At 61.7% G+C, this 15,985-nt stretch carries 17 protein-coding genes; 7 read left to right on the forward strand and 10 right to left on the reverse strand.

The window, feature by feature from the left end; genetic code table 11:
• Window positions 1-10 precede the first annotated feature (10 nt).
• Both gcvP and ACP7AD_RS01415 read left to right on the forward strand, forming a co-directional pair.
• A complete protein-coding gene (gene gcvP, locus ACP7AD_RS01410) occupies window positions 11-2,905 on the forward strand; it encodes an aminomethyl-transferring glycine dehydrogenase (RefSeq protein WP_426146763.1) in 2,895 nt (964 codons plus the stop codon).
• 105 nt (window positions 2,906-3,010) lie between these two features.
• The gene (locus ACP7AD_RS01415; RefSeq protein WP_426146762.1) at window positions 3,011-3,412 is read left to right on the forward strand and encodes an FKBP-type peptidyl-prolyl cis-trans isomerase; all 402 of its coding nucleotides are present in this window, start codon (window positions 3,011-3,013) and stop codon (window positions 3,410-3,412) included.
• A gap of 15 nt (window positions 3,413-3,427) precedes the next feature.
• Here ACP7AD_RS01415 and ACP7AD_RS01420 read toward each other — a convergent pair whose 3' ends face one another.
• From ACP7AD_RS01420 to arfB, 3 genes are all read right to left on the reverse strand, one after another.
• Window positions 3,428-4,300, reverse strand: coding sequence for an alpha/beta fold hydrolase (locus ACP7AD_RS01420; RefSeq protein WP_426146761.1), 873 nt, complete (start codon window positions 4,298-4,300; stop codon window positions 3,428-3,430).
• Between the two features lie 28 nt (window positions 4,301-4,328).
• Window positions 4,329-5,207 carry an NUDIX hydrolase gene (locus ACP7AD_RS01425; protein WP_426146759.1) on the reverse strand — a complete coding sequence of 293 codons (879 nt, stop codon included), beginning with the start codon at window positions 5,205-5,207 and terminating at the stop codon, window positions 4,329-4,331.
• Between the two features lie 304 nt (window positions 5,208-5,511).
• Window positions 5,512-5,925, reverse strand: coding sequence for an alternative ribosome rescue aminoacyl-tRNA hydrolase ArfB (gene arfB, locus ACP7AD_RS01430; protein WP_426146757.1), 414 nt, complete (start codon window positions 5,923-5,925; stop codon window positions 5,512-5,514).
• Here arfB and ACP7AD_RS01435 point away from each other — a divergent pair.
• A complete protein-coding gene (locus ACP7AD_RS01435) occupies window positions 5,924-6,133 on the forward strand; it encodes a hypothetical protein (RefSeq protein WP_426165946.1) in 210 nt (69 codons plus the stop codon). The two genes, arfB and ACP7AD_RS01435, sit on opposite strands and share 2 nt — an antisense overlap.
• Window positions 6,134-6,228: 95 nt before the next feature.
• Here ACP7AD_RS01435 and ACP7AD_RS01440 read toward each other — a convergent pair whose 3' ends face one another.
• From ACP7AD_RS01440 to ACP7AD_RS01450, 3 genes are all read right to left on the reverse strand, one after another.
• The gene (locus ACP7AD_RS01440; protein ID WP_426146754.1) at window positions 6,229-7,242 is read right to left on the reverse strand and encodes an SDR family oxidoreductase; all 1,014 of its coding nucleotides are present in this window, start codon (window positions 7,240-7,242) and stop codon (window positions 6,229-6,231) included.
• Between the two features lie 119 nt (window positions 7,243-7,361).
• Window positions 7,362-7,490, reverse strand: coding sequence for a hypothetical protein (locus tag ACP7AD_RS01445; RefSeq protein WP_426146752.1), 129 nt, complete (start codon window positions 7,488-7,490; stop codon window positions 7,362-7,364).
• 65 nt (window positions 7,491-7,555) lie between these two features.
• The gene (locus ACP7AD_RS01450) at window positions 7,556-7,729 is read right to left on the reverse strand and encodes a hypothetical protein (RefSeq protein WP_426146750.1); all 174 of its coding nucleotides are present in this window, start codon (window positions 7,727-7,729) and stop codon (window positions 7,556-7,558) included.
• Window positions 7,730-7,898: 169 nt separating this feature from the next.
• Here ACP7AD_RS01450 and ACP7AD_RS01455 point away from each other — a divergent pair, with 169 nt between their 5' ends.
• A complete protein-coding gene (locus ACP7AD_RS01455; protein WP_426146748.1) occupies window positions 7,899-8,945 on the forward strand; it encodes a DNA topoisomerase IB in 1,047 nt (348 codons plus the stop codon).
• A 45-nt stretch (window positions 8,946-8,990) separates the two neighbouring features.
• Window positions 8,991-9,326, forward strand: coding sequence for a GMC oxidoreductase (locus ACP7AD_RS01460; protein WP_426146746.1), 336 nt, complete (start codon window positions 8,991-8,993; stop codon window positions 9,324-9,326).
• 268 nt (window positions 9,327-9,594) lie between these two features.
• Here the strand turns inward: ACP7AD_RS01460 and aroC are convergent, their stop codons facing one another.
• Window positions 9,595-10,692: a chorismate synthase gene (gene aroC / locus ACP7AD_RS01465; protein ID WP_426146744.1), complete on the reverse strand. Its 1,098-nt coding sequence runs from the start codon at window positions 10,690-10,692 to the stop codon at window positions 9,595-9,597.
• Between the two features lie 320 nt (window positions 10,693-11,012).
• Window positions 11,013-12,236: a hypothetical protein gene (locus ACP7AD_RS01470; RefSeq protein ID WP_426146742.1), complete on the reverse strand. Its 1,224-nt coding sequence runs from the start codon at window positions 12,234-12,236 to the stop codon at window positions 11,013-11,015.
• Window positions 12,237-12,627: 391 nt separating this feature from the next.
• Between ACP7AD_RS01470 and ACP7AD_RS01475 the strand changes: the two genes are divergently transcribed.
• Window positions 12,628-13,053: a cupin domain-containing protein gene (locus tag ACP7AD_RS01475; protein WP_426146740.1), complete on the forward strand. Its 426-nt coding sequence runs from the start codon at window positions 12,628-12,630 to the stop codon at window positions 13,051-13,053.
• A gap of 303 nt (window positions 13,054-13,356) precedes the next feature.
• Here ACP7AD_RS01475 and ACP7AD_RS01480 read toward each other — a convergent pair whose 3' ends face one another.
• Window positions 13,357-14,013, reverse strand: coding sequence for a glutathione S-transferase family protein (locus ACP7AD_RS01480; protein ID WP_426146738.1), 657 nt, complete (start codon window positions 14,011-14,013; stop codon window positions 13,357-13,359).
• Window positions 14,014-14,158: 145 nt separating this feature from the next.
• Here ACP7AD_RS01480 and ACP7AD_RS01485 point away from each other — a divergent pair, with 145 nt between their 5' ends.
• Entirely contained in the window at window positions 14,159-15,379 is a 1,221-nt protein-coding gene (locus ACP7AD_RS01485) for a polyhydroxyalkanoate depolymerase (protein ID WP_426146737.1), read from the forward strand.
• 50 nt (window positions 15,380-15,429) lie between these two features.
• On the opposite strand, the gene ACP7AD_RS01490 is transcribed toward ACP7AD_RS01485, so the two are convergent.
• On the reverse strand, window positions 15,430-15,885 hold the full coding sequence (locus ACP7AD_RS01490) for a CBS domain-containing protein (RefSeq protein WP_426146735.1): 456 nt from the start codon (window positions 15,883-15,885) through the stop codon (window positions 15,430-15,432).
• Window positions 15,886-15,985 lie beyond the last annotated feature (100 nt).

The following is a 15,985-nucleotide window of genomic DNA, read 5'->3' on the forward strand; positions in this document are numbered from 1 at the left end:
GGATCCTGCCATGTTGAAGCCATCCGCCACGCCGCTGGGCGCGCTTGAAAATCCTTCCGAATTCATTGCCCGCCATATCGGCATTGACGATGCCGATGAAGTCCACATGCTCGGCGTGGTCGGCTCGGCCTCGCTGCGCTCGCTGATCGACGGCATCGTGCCGCCCTCGATTGCGCGCAGCAGCCCGATGGCAATTCCGCCGCCTGTGACAGAAGCGGCCGCGCTCAAGCAGCTCAAGGCGATGGCGGCCAAGAACAAGGTGTTCAAGAGCTTCATCGGCCAGGGCTATTACGGCACTTACACGCCCGGCGTGATTCTGCGCAACGTGCTGGAAAACCCCGCCTGGTACACCGCCTACACGCCTTACCAGGCCGAGATTTCGCAGGGCCGCATGGAGGCACTGATCAATTTCCAGACCATGGTCTGCGACCTGACCGGCATGCCGATGGCCAATGCGTCGATGCTCGACGAAGCCACCGCCGCAGCCGAAGCCATGACGCTGGCCAAGCGCAGCGTGAAAAGCAAAAGCAACGTCTTCATCGTCGCCGGCGACTGCCATCCGCAAACCATCGAAGTGATCCAGACGCGCGCCCGGCCGCTGGGCATCGAGGTCAAGGTCAGCAGCCTGTCAAACACCGTGCCGCAGCTCATGGCGCAAGGCAACTACTTCGGCGTGCTGGCTCAGTACCCAGCCACCAGCGGCACCATCCACGACCTGCGGCCGCTGGCGGGCGTGGCGCATGCCAATGGCGCGGCCCTGTGCGTAGCCGCCGACCTGCTGGCGCTGACGCTGCTGGCGCCGCCCGGCGAATGGGATGCCGACATTGTGCTGGGCAGCACCCAGCGCTTTGGCATGCCGATGGGCAATGGCGGCCCGCATGCGGCCTACCTGGCCTGCCGCGACGAATTCAAGCGCTCGCTGCCCGGCCGGCTGGTTGGCGTCAGTGTCGATACCCATGGCCACCCGACCTACCGGCTGGCGCTGCAAACGCGCGAGCAGCACATCCGCCGCGAGAAAGCCACGTCCAACATCTGCACCGCGCAGGTGCTGCCCGCCGTGATGGCCAGCATGTACGCGGTCTACCACGGCCCGCAAGGCTTGAGGCGGATTGCCGAGCGCGTGGCCACCTACACCGCGATTTTTGTCCATGGCCTGCGCGAAATGGGCTATGACATCACCAACAAGGGCGCTTTTGACTCAGTGACGGTCAAGACCGGCGACGCTACTAATTCAATAGCTGATCGCGCCCGCCAGTCGGGCGCAAACCTGCGTTTTCGCTTAAAAAATCACCTTGGCGTGTCGCTCGACGAGACCACCAGCCGCAGCGACATCGAACTGCTCTGGTCGTTTTTTGCCAAGCCCGGCCAGACCGTGCCGGTGGTGAGCCGCTTCGAGCCGGGCATCGCGACCCTGATCCCGGCCGAGCTGCGCCGCACCAGCGACTTCCTGACGCATCCGGTGTTCAACACCCACCACAGCGAAACCAGCATGCTGCGCTACATCCGCAAGCTCTCGGACAAGGACCTGGCGCTGGACCGCAGCATGATTCCGCTGGGCAGCTGCACCATGAAGCTCAATGCCACCAGCGAGATGATTCCCATCACCTGGCCCGAATTCGCCAACATCCACCCGTTCGCGCCGCAAGAGCAGTTGCAGGGCTATGCAGAACTCGACCAGCAGCTGCGCGACTGGCTGTGCCAGGCCACCGGGTATGCCGGCATCAGCCTGCAGCCCAACGCCGGCTCGCAGGGCGAATACGCCGGGCTGCTGGTCATCAAGGCCTACCTTGAAGCCAACGGCCAGGGCCACCGCAACATCTGCCTGATTCCGTCGTCGGCCCACGGCACCAACCCGGCCAGCGCCCAGATGGCCGGAATGACGGTGGTCGTGACGGCCTGCGATGCACAGGGCAACGTGGACATGGCCGACCTGAAGGCCAAGTGCGAGAAGCACAGTGCCAACCTGGCCTGCGTGATGATCACCTACCCCAGCACCCACGGCGTGTTTGAAGTCCACGTCAAGGAACTGTGCCAGCTGGTGCATTCGCACGGCGGGCGCGTCTATGTCGATGGCGCCAACATGAACGCGCTGGTCGGCACGGCCGCGCCGGGCGAATTCGGCGGCGACGTGAGCCACCTTAATTTGCACAAGACCTTCTGCATTCCGCACGGCGGCGGCGGACCCGGCGTCGGTCCGGTCTGCGTCGTGGCCGATCTGGTTCCTTACCTGCCCGGCCATGCCACGGCGGGTATTCATGTCAACGGCGTCGGCGCGATTTCAGCCGCGCCGCTGGGCAATGCCGCCGTGTTGCCAATCAGCTGGATGTACTGCCGCATGATGGGACCCGAAGGACTAAAGCAGGCGACCGAAGTGGCGATTTTGAGCGCCAACTACATCAGCGCGCGCCTGAAAGACCACTACCCGACGCTGTACGCCAGCGAAAACGGCCATGTCGCGCACGAGTGCATCCTGGACCTGCGCCCGCTGAAAGATACCAGCGGCGTAACGGCCGAAGACGTCGCCAAGCGCTTGATGGACTACGGCTTTCATGCGCCGACGCTGAGCTTTCCGGTGCCCGGCACGCTGATGGTCGAGCCGACCGAAAGCGAAAGCCTGGCCGAGCTGGACCGCTTCATCAACGCCATGATCGCCATTCGCGAAGAAATTCGCCAGGTCGAAAACGGCCACTGGCCGCAGGATAACAACCCCTTGAAGCATGCGCCACACACGGCGGCCAGCCTGCTGGGCGCCGACTGGGACCGGCCGTATTCCCGCGAAACCGGCGCCTTCCCGCTGGCCAGCCTGAAGGCGGTGAAATACTGGCCGCCGGTCGGTCGGGTGGACAATGTCTATGGCGACCGCAACCTGTCGTGCAGTTGCATTCCGGTGGCCGACTACGCCTGAACCCGCATGCCTCCCTCTCCTTCTGGGAGAGGGCCGGGGTGAGGGCCAGCGGTGGCCGCAACGGCAATTCCACCTCACTCCATCCACCCTTCACAGAAAACTCCCATGAAATCAACACTCTCCCTGCTCGCCCTCGCCGCTTTTGCCGCCAGCGCCTTCGCCGTCGCACCGCCCGAAACCCTGCCTTCGGGCGTGAAGATCGTCCACACGGTTGATGGCACGGGAGCTCAACCCAAGGCCTCAGACACGGTCAAGGTTCACTACCGCGGCACGCTGGCCGACGGCAAGGAATTCGACAGCTCGATCAAGCGTGGCACGCCCGCCTCGTTCCCGCTAAACCGCGTGGTGCCGTGCTGGACCGAAGGCATGCAAAAGATCAAGGTCGGCGGCAAGGCGACACTGACCTGCCCACCCGCCACGGCCTATGGTGATCGCGGCGCGGGCAATGCGGTGCCGCCCAATGCCACGCTGACGTTTGAAGTCGAACTGCTGGCCATCGAAAAATAAGCTCCGGGCAGCTGTTCAGTCCTGATGGAGCGCGGCCAGCAGCGCCGCGTCAAAAGCTTCGGCCCGCTCGAACTGGACCCAGTGCCCTGCCCCTTCAACCAGCGTCAGCGCCCTGAAACCGGGCGCCAGCCGCAGAGCCGGCTCCAGCGCCTCCATCTTTCCCCGGTACAGCGCATCTTCAGCGCCGTAAATGGCCTGCACCGGGCATTGCACCTGCGCCAGTGACCGGGCCAGCGCATCGGTGCGTGACAGGCTGCGGCCCTTCATGCGGTCGCGCAGCACATTCGCCACATGCAGGCGCAAGGCCGTTTCGGTGATGGATTCGGGATGCAGCAGCATCAGCGCGGACAGGTTGCTTCGGTGCACTTCATCGCGCTCACCCGCATCGTCAAGATGCCGCCAGGCACGCAGCCGGATGGCTTTTTGCGGCGCAATGCCCAGGCCCGGCGCGCCTACCAGCACCAGCCGCGCCACCCGTGCCGCAAACTTCTCGGCGATGAAACCGGCCACCATGCCGCCAAACGAAAAGCCGACCAGATCGCCAGCCGCATCGCCCAACAGGCACTTCAGGCCTTGCTCCACCAGCTCGGGAAGCGCATCGGCATCCGTGCCGTGCAAGGGCGCGGCAGAATCGCCAAAACCCGGCAAATCAGGCACCAGCACCCAGCGTCTGGCGTCAACGAGCGGCGTAATATTGCGCAGCCAGTGTGTCCAGCTGCCGCTGCCGCCATGCAGCAACACCAGTGGCGCCAGGGCCGGATGGCAAGTGTCCTTGCCCCACAGGTGCCAGACCATGGTGCCCGTACCACAAGGGGTTCGCGCGCGGGTTGCGCTTGTCAGGAGGGCTTGCGCCTCAAGGGGTAGTTCAACAGGCGGTTCAGGCGTCATCGCTGGTTTATACCTGCGCGCCAGCGCCTCAATCGAACAGGCTATCAAAGCCATCGCCGGGTTCAAAGCGCTGGTTGCGGTAATACAGCCGCGTCGGGCCGGGCATGGCCAGCTCGCGTACCGGGTGGCGCACATCGCCCGGATAGCAAATCACCCGGCCCCCTTCCAGATCAAACGGCTCGGGCTGGATAAGCGGCGGCAGGCGGCTGCGCGCCTGTGTCAGCACGCTGTCCACGCTGGCATGGCGCGACAGGTGCGCCAGGCTCATGATCTGCGGCGGCGCCAGCGCGATCTGGCCATCCCAGTACTGCTGCAGCGCCATACGCGGACTGAGCCAGATGCTGTCGGTGGTTTCATGGTTGTCATGCACCGCCACCTGCCCGGCGGGAACAGCCGACACGAAAAAGCGGGTGTCGAAGCGCTTGCTCATGACCGAGGGCGCTGTCGGCGTGATCCAGCGCGACCAGGGCACCAGGCTGCGGGTTTGCAGGCGCAGCGACATCCGGGCCAGCACCGCGTTGAAACCGTGGCCTTCGCGCAGCAGCGCGGCCACCCGCGCCGTGTCAATGTCCTGCGCGCCCAAGCCCTGCGCAAACAGCACGCCCGACTCTTCAAAAGCTTCCCGCATGGCCGCCACGTACAGCCCGCCCGCCGTGCGCTCGTCGATGTCGGCCTCGTTCAGGCCGGCATGCAGCACCGGCAAAGGCTGGTCCAGATGCGCGATATCCAGTTCGGCATCAGCCGCATCGACCTTGCCGCCCGGAAACACATAGGCGCCACCCAGCACGTCGGACAAGGTGTGGCGTTTCATCAAAAACACCTCCAGGCCCGCAGCCGCATCGCGCAGCAGGACCACCGTGGCGGCCGGGCGCAGGGGCGTGGTGACGACTTCCAGATTCAATTCCATGCGCTGCTTTCATTGGGACGCCGCACGGTCCAGTCCGTGCGGCCAGGCTGCAGAGGCTATCAGAAGCGCAAGGGAATCAGTCGCGCCCGGCCTGGAAACAGGCGCGGTCCATGAGGCCCAAGTGGGCGACGACCAGCGGCGCCAACTCCATCGGGTCCGGCTTATCGCGCGGCAGGTCGATGTGGCCGCAGACATCACGCAGGCAAAGGCCGCACGAACGGAGTCAATTTTATTTGATCAAATATGCCTCTAGCGCATATATATCGGGCACCTGCAGCTATCAAATAAATAGCTTTCATCTCCACTATTCCTTGTTCACCTTGCCACGCAGTTCCTTGGTGGCCGAGCGCTGGCTCTTGCCTTCGAGCCGGCGCTGACGGGAACCATAGGTGGGTTTGGTGGCGCGCCGGGCTTTGGGCGGGTTGGAAACGCCATCGATCACCTGCTGCAGGCGCGCCAGCGCATCGGCGCGGTTCATTTCCTGGGTGCGGTGCTGCTGCGCCTTGAGCACCAGCACGCCTTCCTGGGTGATGCGGCTGTCGCTCAGGCACAGCAGGCGTTCCTTGATCCCGTCGGGCAGCGACGAGGCCTTGATGTCAAAGCGCAAATGCACGGCGCTGGAGACTTTATTGACGTTCTGCCCGCCCGCGCCCTGCGCCCGGATGGCGCTGAGCTCGACTTCGCGCTCATCAATCAGAAACTTGTGAATCACGGGCATGCAGGTTTTCTTCCGGTGGTTACGTCAACGCCTGCACGGCGACGGTCTGGTCGCTGGCTATCGAGCGCCGCACGGCTTGGACGGTGCGCAGGCGTTGCAGGGCGTCGGCCACGGTGATTATCGGCGCAGCCTGACCGACGATCAGATCGCAAAAATGACCGCGTTGCGCGGTCAGCGGATCGACACCCTTACACGCCAGTCGGTCTGAATGGCAAGCCATGTCGCTACTTATTTAATAGCTGCTTACGCTTTCCAGTAGTGCGCAAACGGCCTATTTCATCACTAATTCATGGTTTTCAGCGCTCAAGCGCCCACGCTGCCGGTCACCGGCAGCACGATGCCGGTGATGTAGCTGGCGCACACCGGCGAGGCCAGGAACACATAGGCGGGCGACAGTTCCTCGGGCTGCGCCGGGCGCTTCATGTCGGTGGCCGCGCCGAATTTCTGGATCGATTCAGCATCCTTGTCCGCCGGGTTCAGCGGCGTCCAGACCGGGCCGGGCGCCACCGCATTGACGCGAATCCCCTTCTCGATCAGGTTGCTGGCCAGCGCCTTGGTGAAGGCATGGATCGCGCCTTTAGTCGCCGAATAATCGAGCAGCTGTGCGCTGCCCTCCAGCCCCGTGACCGAGCCGGTGTTGATGATGCACGACCCGCGTTGAAGGTGCGGCAGCGCGGCCTTGGCCATGTGGAAATAGCCGTAGACGTTGGTGCGCAGGGTTTCGTCGAAGCGCTCTTCGGTGATGTCTTCAAGCGAATCGGCATGCGCCTGGAAGGCGGCGTTGTTCACCAGGATGTCGAGCTTGCCGAATTCGCTGACGGTTTTTTCGACCACCTTGCGGCAGAAGGCCGCGTCCTTCACATCGCCGGCCATCAGCAGGCAGCGCCGGCCCTCGGCCTCGATGCAGCGTTTGGTTTCCTCGGCATCGGCATGTTCGTTCAGGTAAAAAATCGCCACGTCGGCGCCTTCCCGGGCAAACAGCACCGCCACCGCCCGGCCAATGCCCGAGTCGCCGCCGGTCACCAGCGCGGTCAGCCCTTCGAGCTTGCCGCTGCCCTTGTAGCCTTCGGCCATGAACCGGGGCTGCAACTGCATGTCGGCTTCAAGCCCCGGTTTTTCGAGATGCTGCGCGGGGAGCGGCGGCTCGGGCTGCTGGGTCGGGCCGGCCTGGACGGGTGGCTTCTTGCTTTCTGCGCCACCGTCTTTTTCGGATTTCGCGGCGTCCTTGCCGTCTTGTTGCTGCTGGATGCTGCGCTGCTTATAAACGACGGCCTGGGCGCCGTCGTCCGGCAGTGAGCGCGATGGGGTGTTTGCCATGAATGCCTCCTGAATGATCAGAAGGCTCAGTCTACGGCGCTGATTTTTTCCGTGCTGTAGGCAAATTCCCCGCTTCGGCCCCAGAACCGCCAGCGTGGGCGGGTGCGCAGCCCGCCCGCTCAGGCCTGGGGGCGCATGATGTCCGGCGTGCCGACCTTCACATCGCCGCACTGCGCGCGCTGGCGCAGCGCATGCTCCATGACGACCAGCGCCAGCATGGCCTCGGCAGTTGTTTCAAACGCCCGCATAGGAATGTTTGATTGGGCGACTGATTGGCAGTCCTACAGGGAAGCGAAAATGAGCGAACAAAGCCCTATTTGCTGACTTTAGCTGGCGTTTTTTTTTCAGTTTTGGCTGCTTTCTTAAAGTCTTCGGCACTGGGCGCGTCTTTACTGCCTGACTTGTTCATATGCTCGCCACTGCCGCTGGCAATGCGTTCTTGTTTTGCGTGAATATTGGCGTAAAGGCCGGATTTTTTAGCGGTCATGAAATACTGCTGATTCCAGTTACGGGTGGCTGCGATAGCAACCTATAACCCGTCACAAATTAAATGCCGCAAACCACATGCACGGCCGTGGTCGTAGTGGCTGTCGCGGTGTAGGTGAACGCCTTGTGCGTCCTTGCGCTGGGGCAATTGTTGCGGTAACTTGGCAAGCATGAAGCCCGGCTCTGCCTTGCAATCCATCGACATGCCCGAGGGCTTGCTGTATGCCAGCGACCAAATGCCCGGCTTTACCCGCACAAAGCGCGGTAAAAATTTTGTTTATCGGCAGGCCAATGGCCAACAGCTGCGCGACGTCAAACATCTGGCGCGGATCCAGAAACTGGCGATTCCGCCGGCCTACACCGCGGTCTGGATTTGCCCACACCCGCAAGGCCATATTCAGGCCACGGGGCGTGATGCGCGGGGCCGCAAACAGTACCGCTACCACGCCGATTGGCGACTGGTCAAAAGTGAAACCAAGTTTGACCGCCTGCCCGAATTCGGTGCTGCATTGCCGAGCATTCGGGCCAAAGTCAAACGCGACCTGGCTGCTAGTACGGGCGCGGACGCCCAGCGCGGTACCGTTTTAGCCGCAATAGTGCGCTTACTCGACACAACTTTAGTGCGGGTGGGCAACGACGCATACGCCCGCAGCAACGGCTCTTTTGGCTTGACCACACTGCGCAAACGCCATGTTGATGTTCAAGGCAGCCAGTTGCGCCTGCGCTTTCGCGGTAAAAGCGGTGTCCAGCACGACGTAACGCTTGCGGACCCGCGTGTCGCACGTATCGTACGCCGCTGCCAGGCGCTGCCCGGGCAGGAATTGTTCCACTGTGTAGATGATAAAGGCGAGGTGCAAAGCGTCGGCTCATCGGATGTCAACGCTTACCTGGAGGCCGCTTGCAAAGGAAAATTTACCGCTAAAGACTTCCGCACTTGGCACGGCAGCGTGCTGGCTTTGCGGCTGTGGCGCAAGCTTGGAGAAGCGGAGCAGCTACAGCCCACCGCTGCCCAGGCAAACCGGCTGCTGGCTGAAGTGGCTGACCTGCTCGGCAACACGCTAGCGGTATGCCGAAAATCGTATGTGCATCCGCGCGTGTTGGCGTTACTTGCGGGCGAACCTGAAAGTCGTAAAACTTCAGCAGGCGCGACCAAACGCAAGGCGGGGCTGACGGCAAGTGAACAAGATTTTTTAGCGCTGCTGGCGGGTAGCAATTAATTTGCATGTGGTCTCTGAGGTACTTTTCTGCAACTCGATGCGGCGGTGCGGAACATAAGCAAGCCGGGGAGCAGGTCTCCGTTGGCAGATTTGTTACATGGTGAAATCACCCCCGGGGCCCATGCCACATCGGATGCTGCCCTGAGGGTCGCTATTCGGGCGACCAGTGGCAGCGTATGGCACCCGGTGGGAACTTGCCGAATGGGGCTGGGCGCCGATGCGGCGGTGGACGCGGCGTTCAGAGTTCACGGCCTGCGCAACCTGCGTGTGATGGACGCGTCGGTGATGCCGCAGATCACCTCGGCCAACACAAACTTGCCAACCATCATGCTGGCGGAAAAAGCGGCTGACATGGTTTCAGGCCGGTCTGCCGCCCGCTGAGTAAACCATTCCCAGCCCCATGTTTGAATCCCTTCGCAGTCACGCCTATGTTTACCCCATGCGTCTTGTTGCTGCTGGATGCTGCGTTGCTTGTCAACGACGGCCTGGGCGCCGTCGTCCGGCAGTGAGCGCGATGGGGTGTTTGCCATGAATGCCTCCTGAATGATCAGAAGGCTCAGTCTACGGCGCTGATTTTTTCCGTGCTGTAGGCAAATTCCCCGCTTCGGCCCCAGAACCGCCAGCGTGGGCGGGTGCGCAGCCCGCCCGCTCAGGCCTGGGGGCGCATGATGTCCGGCGTGCCGACCTTCACATCGCCGCACTGCGCGCGCTGGCGCAGCGCATGCTCCATGACGACCAGCGCCAGCATGGCCTCGGCAATCGGCGTGGCACGAATACCGACGCAGGGGTCGTGCCGGCCCCGGGTAGCCACTTCGGCCGGCTGGCCGTGGATGTCGATGGACTGGCGCGGCGTGATGATGGAACTGGTCGGCTTGATGGCGATCGACACTTCCAGGTCCTGGCCGGTGCTGATCCCGCCGAGCACGCCGCCGGCATTGTTCGACAGGAAGCCTTCGGGCGTCAGCGAATCGCCGTGGGTGGTGCCGCGCTGCGTCACGCTCGCAAAACCGGCGCCAATCTCCACGCCCTTGACGGCGTTGATGCCCATCATGGCAAAGGCGATGTCGGCATCCAGCTTGTCAAACAGCGGCTCGCCCAGGCCGACCGGCACGCCAGAGGCCACCACGCGGATGCGCGCGCCGCAGGAATCGCCGGCCTTGCGCAGGGCGTCCATGTAGTTTTCAAGGTAGGACACGTCGGCCATGGGGGCAAAAAAAGGGTTGCGGGCTACAAAATCCCAGGACTCGAACGGAATCACGGCCTCGCCGATCTGCGCCATGCAGCCGCGAAAAGTGGTGCCGTATTGCTCCAGCAGCCACTTCTTGGCCACCGCGCCGGCCGCCACCATGGGCGCCGTCAGCCGCGCGGACGAGCGGCCACCGCCGCGCGGGTCGCGCAGGCCGTACTTGTGCAGGTAGGTGTAGTCGGCATGGCCGGGCCGGAAGGTTTCCAGGATGTTGCCGTAGTCCTTGCTGCGCTGGTCGGTGTTTTTGATCAGCAGGCAGATCGGCGTGCCAGTGGTCTTGCCTTCGTAAACACCCGACAAAATTTCGACCGCGTCAGGCTCGTTGCGCTGCGTGACGTGGCGGCTGGTGCCGGGCCGGCGCCGGTCCAGGTCGCCCTGAATGTCGGCTTCGCTGAGCAGCATGCCCGGCGGGCAGCCGTCGATCACGCAGCCAATGGCCGGGCCGTGGGATTCACCAAAGTTGGTGACTGCGAAAAGATTTCCAAAGGTATTGCCGCTCATGGCGGGCATTATCCTTTATGGGTTTGGGTAGGTTCAGCCGGAGCATCAGAAAGGCAGCAGCCTGTTCTAAGCATAGGGACGAGCCGGCATGGCTGACTGGCTGTATTGCAGCGTGAGCGGTCGTTGGTGCTTAGACAATGAACTTCCGGTATCGGCCAGAAGCTGCCGATCGCTTCAGGAAGAAGCGGACACACAACATTCGAGCTAACGGTCTGCGGAGGCAAGCGCCGTAAAGTCCGGGCTGCAATGATGCGCCATGTGCCTCAACCTGGGTTTACGGCGCGGCTCCAGTGGAGCGAGAGATTAGGCGTCACAGTGGACTACCATTCCATATTCGCCGCCCGATCAACCTGACGGATGAGCCCATTGACGAAGGACTCCATTTCGGCAGCAGATCTCATCGCATTTGTGTACGTTCCGTCGGCCGCATGCGTCAGGATGCTCGGAAGGCCGCTTGACAGGTAGTGTTGTGCTGGTGCGCAAGGGCCTGACCACAAAAACTGCAAGAACTGTTCGATTTGGTCAATGGCAGTTCTTTCTTCGAACGGCGGGCGGCCACTTAGACTGAATTTATGGCGATGTTCGCTGGTAAGGAGCACTGGTACAGCTCCGGCCCCAGTATGAAAGCTGAAGGCCTCGCCGCGCTTCCCGAAGGCGCCATGGGCTACAAAGTTTCGCACCTGAGCGCGAAGATCTAGAAGAGTGTCGTAATGCAACTTTGTTTGATCTTCGGCGACATTCAGCGCGGCTTTGAACTTTGTTTTCCAGTCTGCTGCTGCGAGCCGAGCAACATCGCTACCAGTCTTCAGCTTACCCTGCAGAACCGACAAGTGGATGAACGCATGCTCCGTCCAACTAAAAAAGGCCTCGATTGCCGCTTGAGCGTTCCATCTTGCTTCGCTGAGTAGGGCCTGCGAAGGAAAGAACACACTGGTTAACTTCACGTCTGCACTCGGACTACTTTGGTCCACCACTCTTTGGTCCTGTCTCCGAATCGCTTCTTTGACCAGTCTTCGATACGAGTCTCGAAAGTAGATATAGCGATCAAAAAGTACTTCACTCTTGTTGGCCACGTTCAGATCTGAAGTCGCAACAGCCTGTTGAGCTCTCCACTCGAAGTAGGGTTCGGCAGCCGCGACTGCAATTTTGATTTGATCGGCGATGGCACTTGCGTCTTGCTCCGCTTGATCGGTAGGCGTTCCACTGCTTCTGGCGCTTGGCTCAAGGTTCGGGGCGAAGATTCCGAGCCCCATTTTTCGGTGTTCGATTCCAAACAGTCTTCCGCGGTACCTGATGGGCACAGTCCAAGCAGACTTCTCCCACTGCCCAAGTCTTGGAAACCTGAGCGCGTCAACAAAAAGGAAATAGACGAGATAGTAGGCTGGTAGCTTGTGGCTCGCTTTGGTCCTCGCAGACAGAATCAGGCCCGTTCCTTCATTTTTTGTTTGTGGTGTACCAGCTGGTTCAACGTCGACCAGTGCTCGCTTGGCGGCGTCTATCGCGCGGACAACTTGGGGCGGCAATGCTGGGTTCGGTGTGTTCAATGAGTGGACTTCTGGTAAGCAGGCTGTGCGAATATTTAGGTGCAAATAATCTGCAATCGCAGCACGTTTGCACGGGAGAAACTATAGCCTGCGAACCGGTGGAACTGGTGCACTCGACGGGTAAATCCGGGCTATTGGCTAGCTGAGGAGCGTGCGCCACCGACCGCTTTGGGATGTTATGCCCACCGTCGCCTTCGGGTCGGGAACTGCCGACACTCCAAAAACCTGAAGGACTCTTGCCAGTCTGAAGCCGACCCTGCCAACCGAATACCCGAAAGCAACAGGTTTTCCAGCAGCAGCCTGCCCCGCATAGCAAAAAATTAACTGGAACATTTCCTGCTTTGTGCAGCGCAGCATTCCTTGCTTTAACTTGACCGAACAGGAGCTTCCCATGCTGGACCGCACTGCCACCACGTTTTCGCATGTCAAACCCGGTGACACGCCCTTTTTGCCGGGCGGCCTGCGTAATTTTTTTCTCTATCGCGACCTCGGTATTGCTGGAGCGACCCACGGAAAGGTAATAGCGCACCTTGTCAAGGCGAACATGGCACCAGAAAGCGGCACGGGCTGGCACCGCCATGAGGCGGATTTCCAGATTGTCATCATGATGAAGGGCTTGGCGCGCTTCATGTATGGCGACCAGGACACGCTGGTCGAAGCGGGCGATGTGGTGCATCAGCGGCCCGGCATCAGCCACTACCTGTTCGACTATTCGCCCGACATGGAATACCTTGAAATCGTCTCGCCGGCCGACTTCAAGTCGATTGACGTGGAGCCGGTGTGCCCGATTCCGGCGCCCACGCCGTGGACAAGCTGAAGCGCCAGCCTGCCACCGCCCTGAAGCGGATTCGTTTTAACCAGCAAACGGTTTGATGAGCATCAGCTATTTTGATCTGCTGTCATCCCGGACTTGATCCGGGATCCATCTGCCATGGCTTACTTTTCATGCTACGGAGTCATGGATTGCGGGTCGAGCCCGCAATGACAAACGGGTGTCTGAGCCACATATAACACCACGTAAATATGCCTCTATCGCAGAGCCTGCTTGCATAAGCAGCTATATATTCAATAGCAAGTAATTTCCAGCACCTTGCGCGTCATGGTTGCCAGCCGGGGCACGCTAGAACTCCGCGTCCAGCTCGTCGATGTCCTCGGGCTCTTCCTTGGCCTCGGCCACCCACTCCTTCATGGCCGGCAATGCCATGATGCGCTTGCAGTAGGCGGCGCAGACCTTGTCGATGGCCACGTCGTAGGTCAGGAAGCGCGTGACGACTGGCGCGTACATGGCGTCGGCCAGGCACGGTTTCTTGCCGAACAGGTAGGGGCCGCCGTAGGTGACCAGGCAGTCCTTCCAGATTTCCAGCACCCGGTCGATGTCGCCCTGCGCGCGCGACCAGACCTTGAACCCCGGGAAGTGCGCCTTGAGGTTCATCGGCAACGATGACCTCAGCGAGGCAAAGCCGGAGTGCATTTCGCCGCAGATGGCGCGGCAATGCGAACGCGCCTTGATGTCGGGCGGTAAAAGCTGCGCTTCGGGCCTGATTTCATGCAGGTATTCGCCGATGGCCAGTGTGTCCCACACCTTCAGGCCACGGTGCTCCAGCGAAGGCACGAGCATGCTTGACGACAGCAGCAGCATCTCGGCGCGCATGGCCGGATCGTCGAGCGGGATCACCTTTTCCGTGAACTCCAGCCCCGCCAGCCGGGCCATCAGCCAGCCGCGCAAGGACCAGGAACCATAGTTTTTACTGCTGATCGTGAGGACGGCTTGGGCCATGAAACGCTCCTAAAACAAAGGGTGGGCCGAATTTCTTTGCAAAGGTTGTGCCAGTTGCCTTGCGCGGCCGGCCCAGGCCCAAACCGCTCTGGCGCGCAAATTGCCTGCAAATCAAACATCTCTCAGACAAAACCAGGACACCCACATGCTTTACCAGGCCTACCAGCTCCAGTCCGATCTGATGTCGCCATTTCGCCTGCTGGCCCAAAGCACCAGCGCCGCGATGTGGCTGAACAAGACCGAGGGCAGTTTTTTGCGCAAGTGGTCGGCATCGATGGAGGTGTTCTCGCGCATGCGGCTGACGCATTCACGGCCGGCCTACAACCTTGACTCGGTGAACGTGGACGGCCAGGATGTGCCGGTCACCGAGGAAGCGGTCATGACCATGCCCTTCGGCACGCTGCTGCGCTTCAGGAAGGATGCGTCCATCGACCTGCCCTTCCAGCCGCCGATGCTGCTGGTGGCGCCGCTGTCAGGCCACTTTGCCACGCTGCTGCGCGAAACCGTCCGCACGCTGCTGCAGGACCATGACGTGTACATCACTGACTGGCACAACGCGCGCGATGTGCCGCTGGGCGAAGGCGCCTTTGCGCTGGATGACTACATCGACCACATGATCCGCTTCATTCAGACCATCGGTCCGGGGACGCACGTGATCGCCGTGTGCCAGCCGTGCGTGGCGGCGCTGGCGGCCACGGCCCTGATGGCCGAGGACGATGACCCGGCCCAGCCGCGCAGCCTGACGCTGATGGCGGGCCCGGTCGATTGCCGGGTCAACCCCACCGGCGTCAACACGCTGGCCACCAGCAAGCCGATCGAATGGTTCGAGAAAAACCTGATCAGCCGCGTGCCCCTGCCGCACGCCGGCCAGGGGCGCCGCGTGTACCCCGGCTTTGTGCAGCTCAGCGCATTTTTGGGCATGAACCTGGAACGCCACAAGAAGTCCTTCAAGGACCTGTACCGGCACCTGGTCGAGGGCGATGTGGAAAAGGCCGACGTGATCCGGCTGTTTTATGACGAATACCTGGCCGTGAACGACCTGCCGGCCGAGTTCTACCTGGAAACCGTCGAAAAGGTGTTCCAGACCTACGACCTGCCACTGGGCAAGCTCAGCTACCGGGGGCGGCTGGTCAATCCGGGCGCCATTCGCCATACGGCGCTGATGACGGTCGAGGGCGAGCGCGACGACATCTGCGCCGTCGGCCAGACGGTGGCAGCGCAGGACCTGTGCCCGAACATTCCCCTGCACCGGCGCGTCCACCATGTGCAGATCGGCGTCGGGCATTACGGCGTGTTCAGCGGGCGCAGGTGGAACCAGCAGATTTATCCGCGCGTTCGGGAAATGATCCACGCCAGCACGGCCTGACAGGAAACCAGAAGGCGTCAGGACGGGCGGTTGCGGCCCGCCTCCGGCCATCAGTCGCGGTCGGCGCCCTCTTCGGCAGGCCAGTCGCGGATGTAGGCCTTGAGCATCTTGTTTTCAAAATTCTGGCTGTCCACCACGGCCTTGGCCACGTCGTAAAAGCTGATCACGCCCATCAGCATGCGCTGGCTCATCACCGGCATGTAGCGCGCGTGGCGCTCGAGCATCATGCGGCGCACTTCGTCGATCTCAGTGTCGGGCGTGCAGGTCATCGGATGGTCGTCCATCGCCTTGCGCACCAGCGTGCGGCCGATTTCACCGCCATTGTTCACAATGCAGACAATCACCTCGCGAAAGGTCAGCATGCCGACCAGGTCTCCATGCTCCATGACGACCAGCGATCCGATGTCTTTCTCGGCCATGATGTCGGCGGCCTTGGCCAGCGGCTCGTCAGGCTGGACGGTGTAGAGCGTGTTGCCTTTTACCCGCAGGATGTCTGCTACCTTCATCGTTTTTCCTAGGTGGTCTGACAGCAGCGTCTGCCAGCGTGTGTTGCAGGGGTTCCCACCGCGACGCGGTACGGGTATTCAGCGTGTAAGTCGGCTTTAA

This window comes from Polaromonas sp. DSP2-3-2b2 (assembly GCF_049895905.1).
GTDB lineage: Bacteria > Pseudomonadota > Gammaproteobacteria > Burkholderiales > Burkholderiaceae_C > Polaromonas.

Bases quoted from the DNA above. Each gene is read 5' to 3' on its own strand.
- ACP7AD_RS01490 (WP_426146735.1), bottom strand. From the start codon at position 15,885: ATGAAGGTAGCAGACATCCTGCGGGTAAAAGGCAACACGCTCTACACC.
- ACP7AD_RS01425 (WP_426146759.1), bottom strand. From the start codon at position 5,207: ATGGAATTGAATCTGGAAGTCGTCACCACGCCCCTGCGCCCGGCCGCC.
- ACP7AD_RS01415 (WP_426146762.1), top strand. From the start codon at position 3,011: ATGAAATCAACACTCTCCCTGCTCGCCCTCGCCGCTTTTGCCGCCAGC.
- ACP7AD_RS01485 (WP_426146737.1), top strand. From the start codon at position 14,159: ATGCTTTACCAGGCCTACCAGCTCCAGTCCGATCTGATGTCGCCATTT.
- ACP7AD_RS01440 (WP_426146754.1), bottom strand. From the start codon at position 7,242: ATGGCAAACACCCCATCGCGCTCACTGCCGGACGACGGCGCCCAGGCC.
- ACP7AD_RS01435 (WP_426165946.1), top strand. From the start codon at position 5,924: ATGCAGGTTTTCTTCCGGTGGTTACGTCAACGCCTGCACGGCGACGGT.
- arfB (WP_426146757.1), bottom strand. From the start codon at position 5,925: ATGCCCGTGATTCACAAGTTTCTGATTGATGAGCGCGAAGTCGAGCTC.
- gcvP (WP_426146763.1), top strand. From the start codon at position 11: ATGTTGAAGCCATCCGCCACGCCGCTGGGCGCGCTTGAAAATCCTTCC.
- ACP7AD_RS01480 (WP_426146738.1), bottom strand. From the start codon at position 14,013: ATGGCCCAAGCCGTCCTCACGATCAGCAGTAAAAACTATGGTTCCTGG.
- ACP7AD_RS01420 (WP_426146761.1), bottom strand. From the start codon at position 4,300: ATGACGCCTGAACCGCCTGTTGAACTACCCCTTGAGGCGCAAGCCCTC.
- ACP7AD_RS01475 (WP_426146740.1), top strand. From the start codon at position 12,628: ATGCTGGACCGCACTGCCACCACGTTTTCGCATGTCAAACCCGGTGAC.
- ACP7AD_RS01450 (WP_426146750.1), bottom strand. From the start codon at position 7,729: ATGACCGCTAAAAAATCCGGCCTTTACGCCAATATTCACGCAAAACAA.
- ACP7AD_RS01445 (WP_426146752.1), bottom strand. From the start codon at position 7,490: ATGCGGGCGTTTGAAACAACTGCCGAGGCCATGCTGGCGCTGGTCGTC.
- aroC (WP_426146744.1), bottom strand. From the start codon at position 10,692: ATGAGCGGCAATACCTTTGGAAATCTTTTCGCAGTCACCAACTTTGGT.
- ACP7AD_RS01455 (WP_426146748.1), top strand. From the start codon at position 7,899: ATGAAGCCCGGCTCTGCCTTGCAATCCATCGACATGCCCGAGGGCTTG.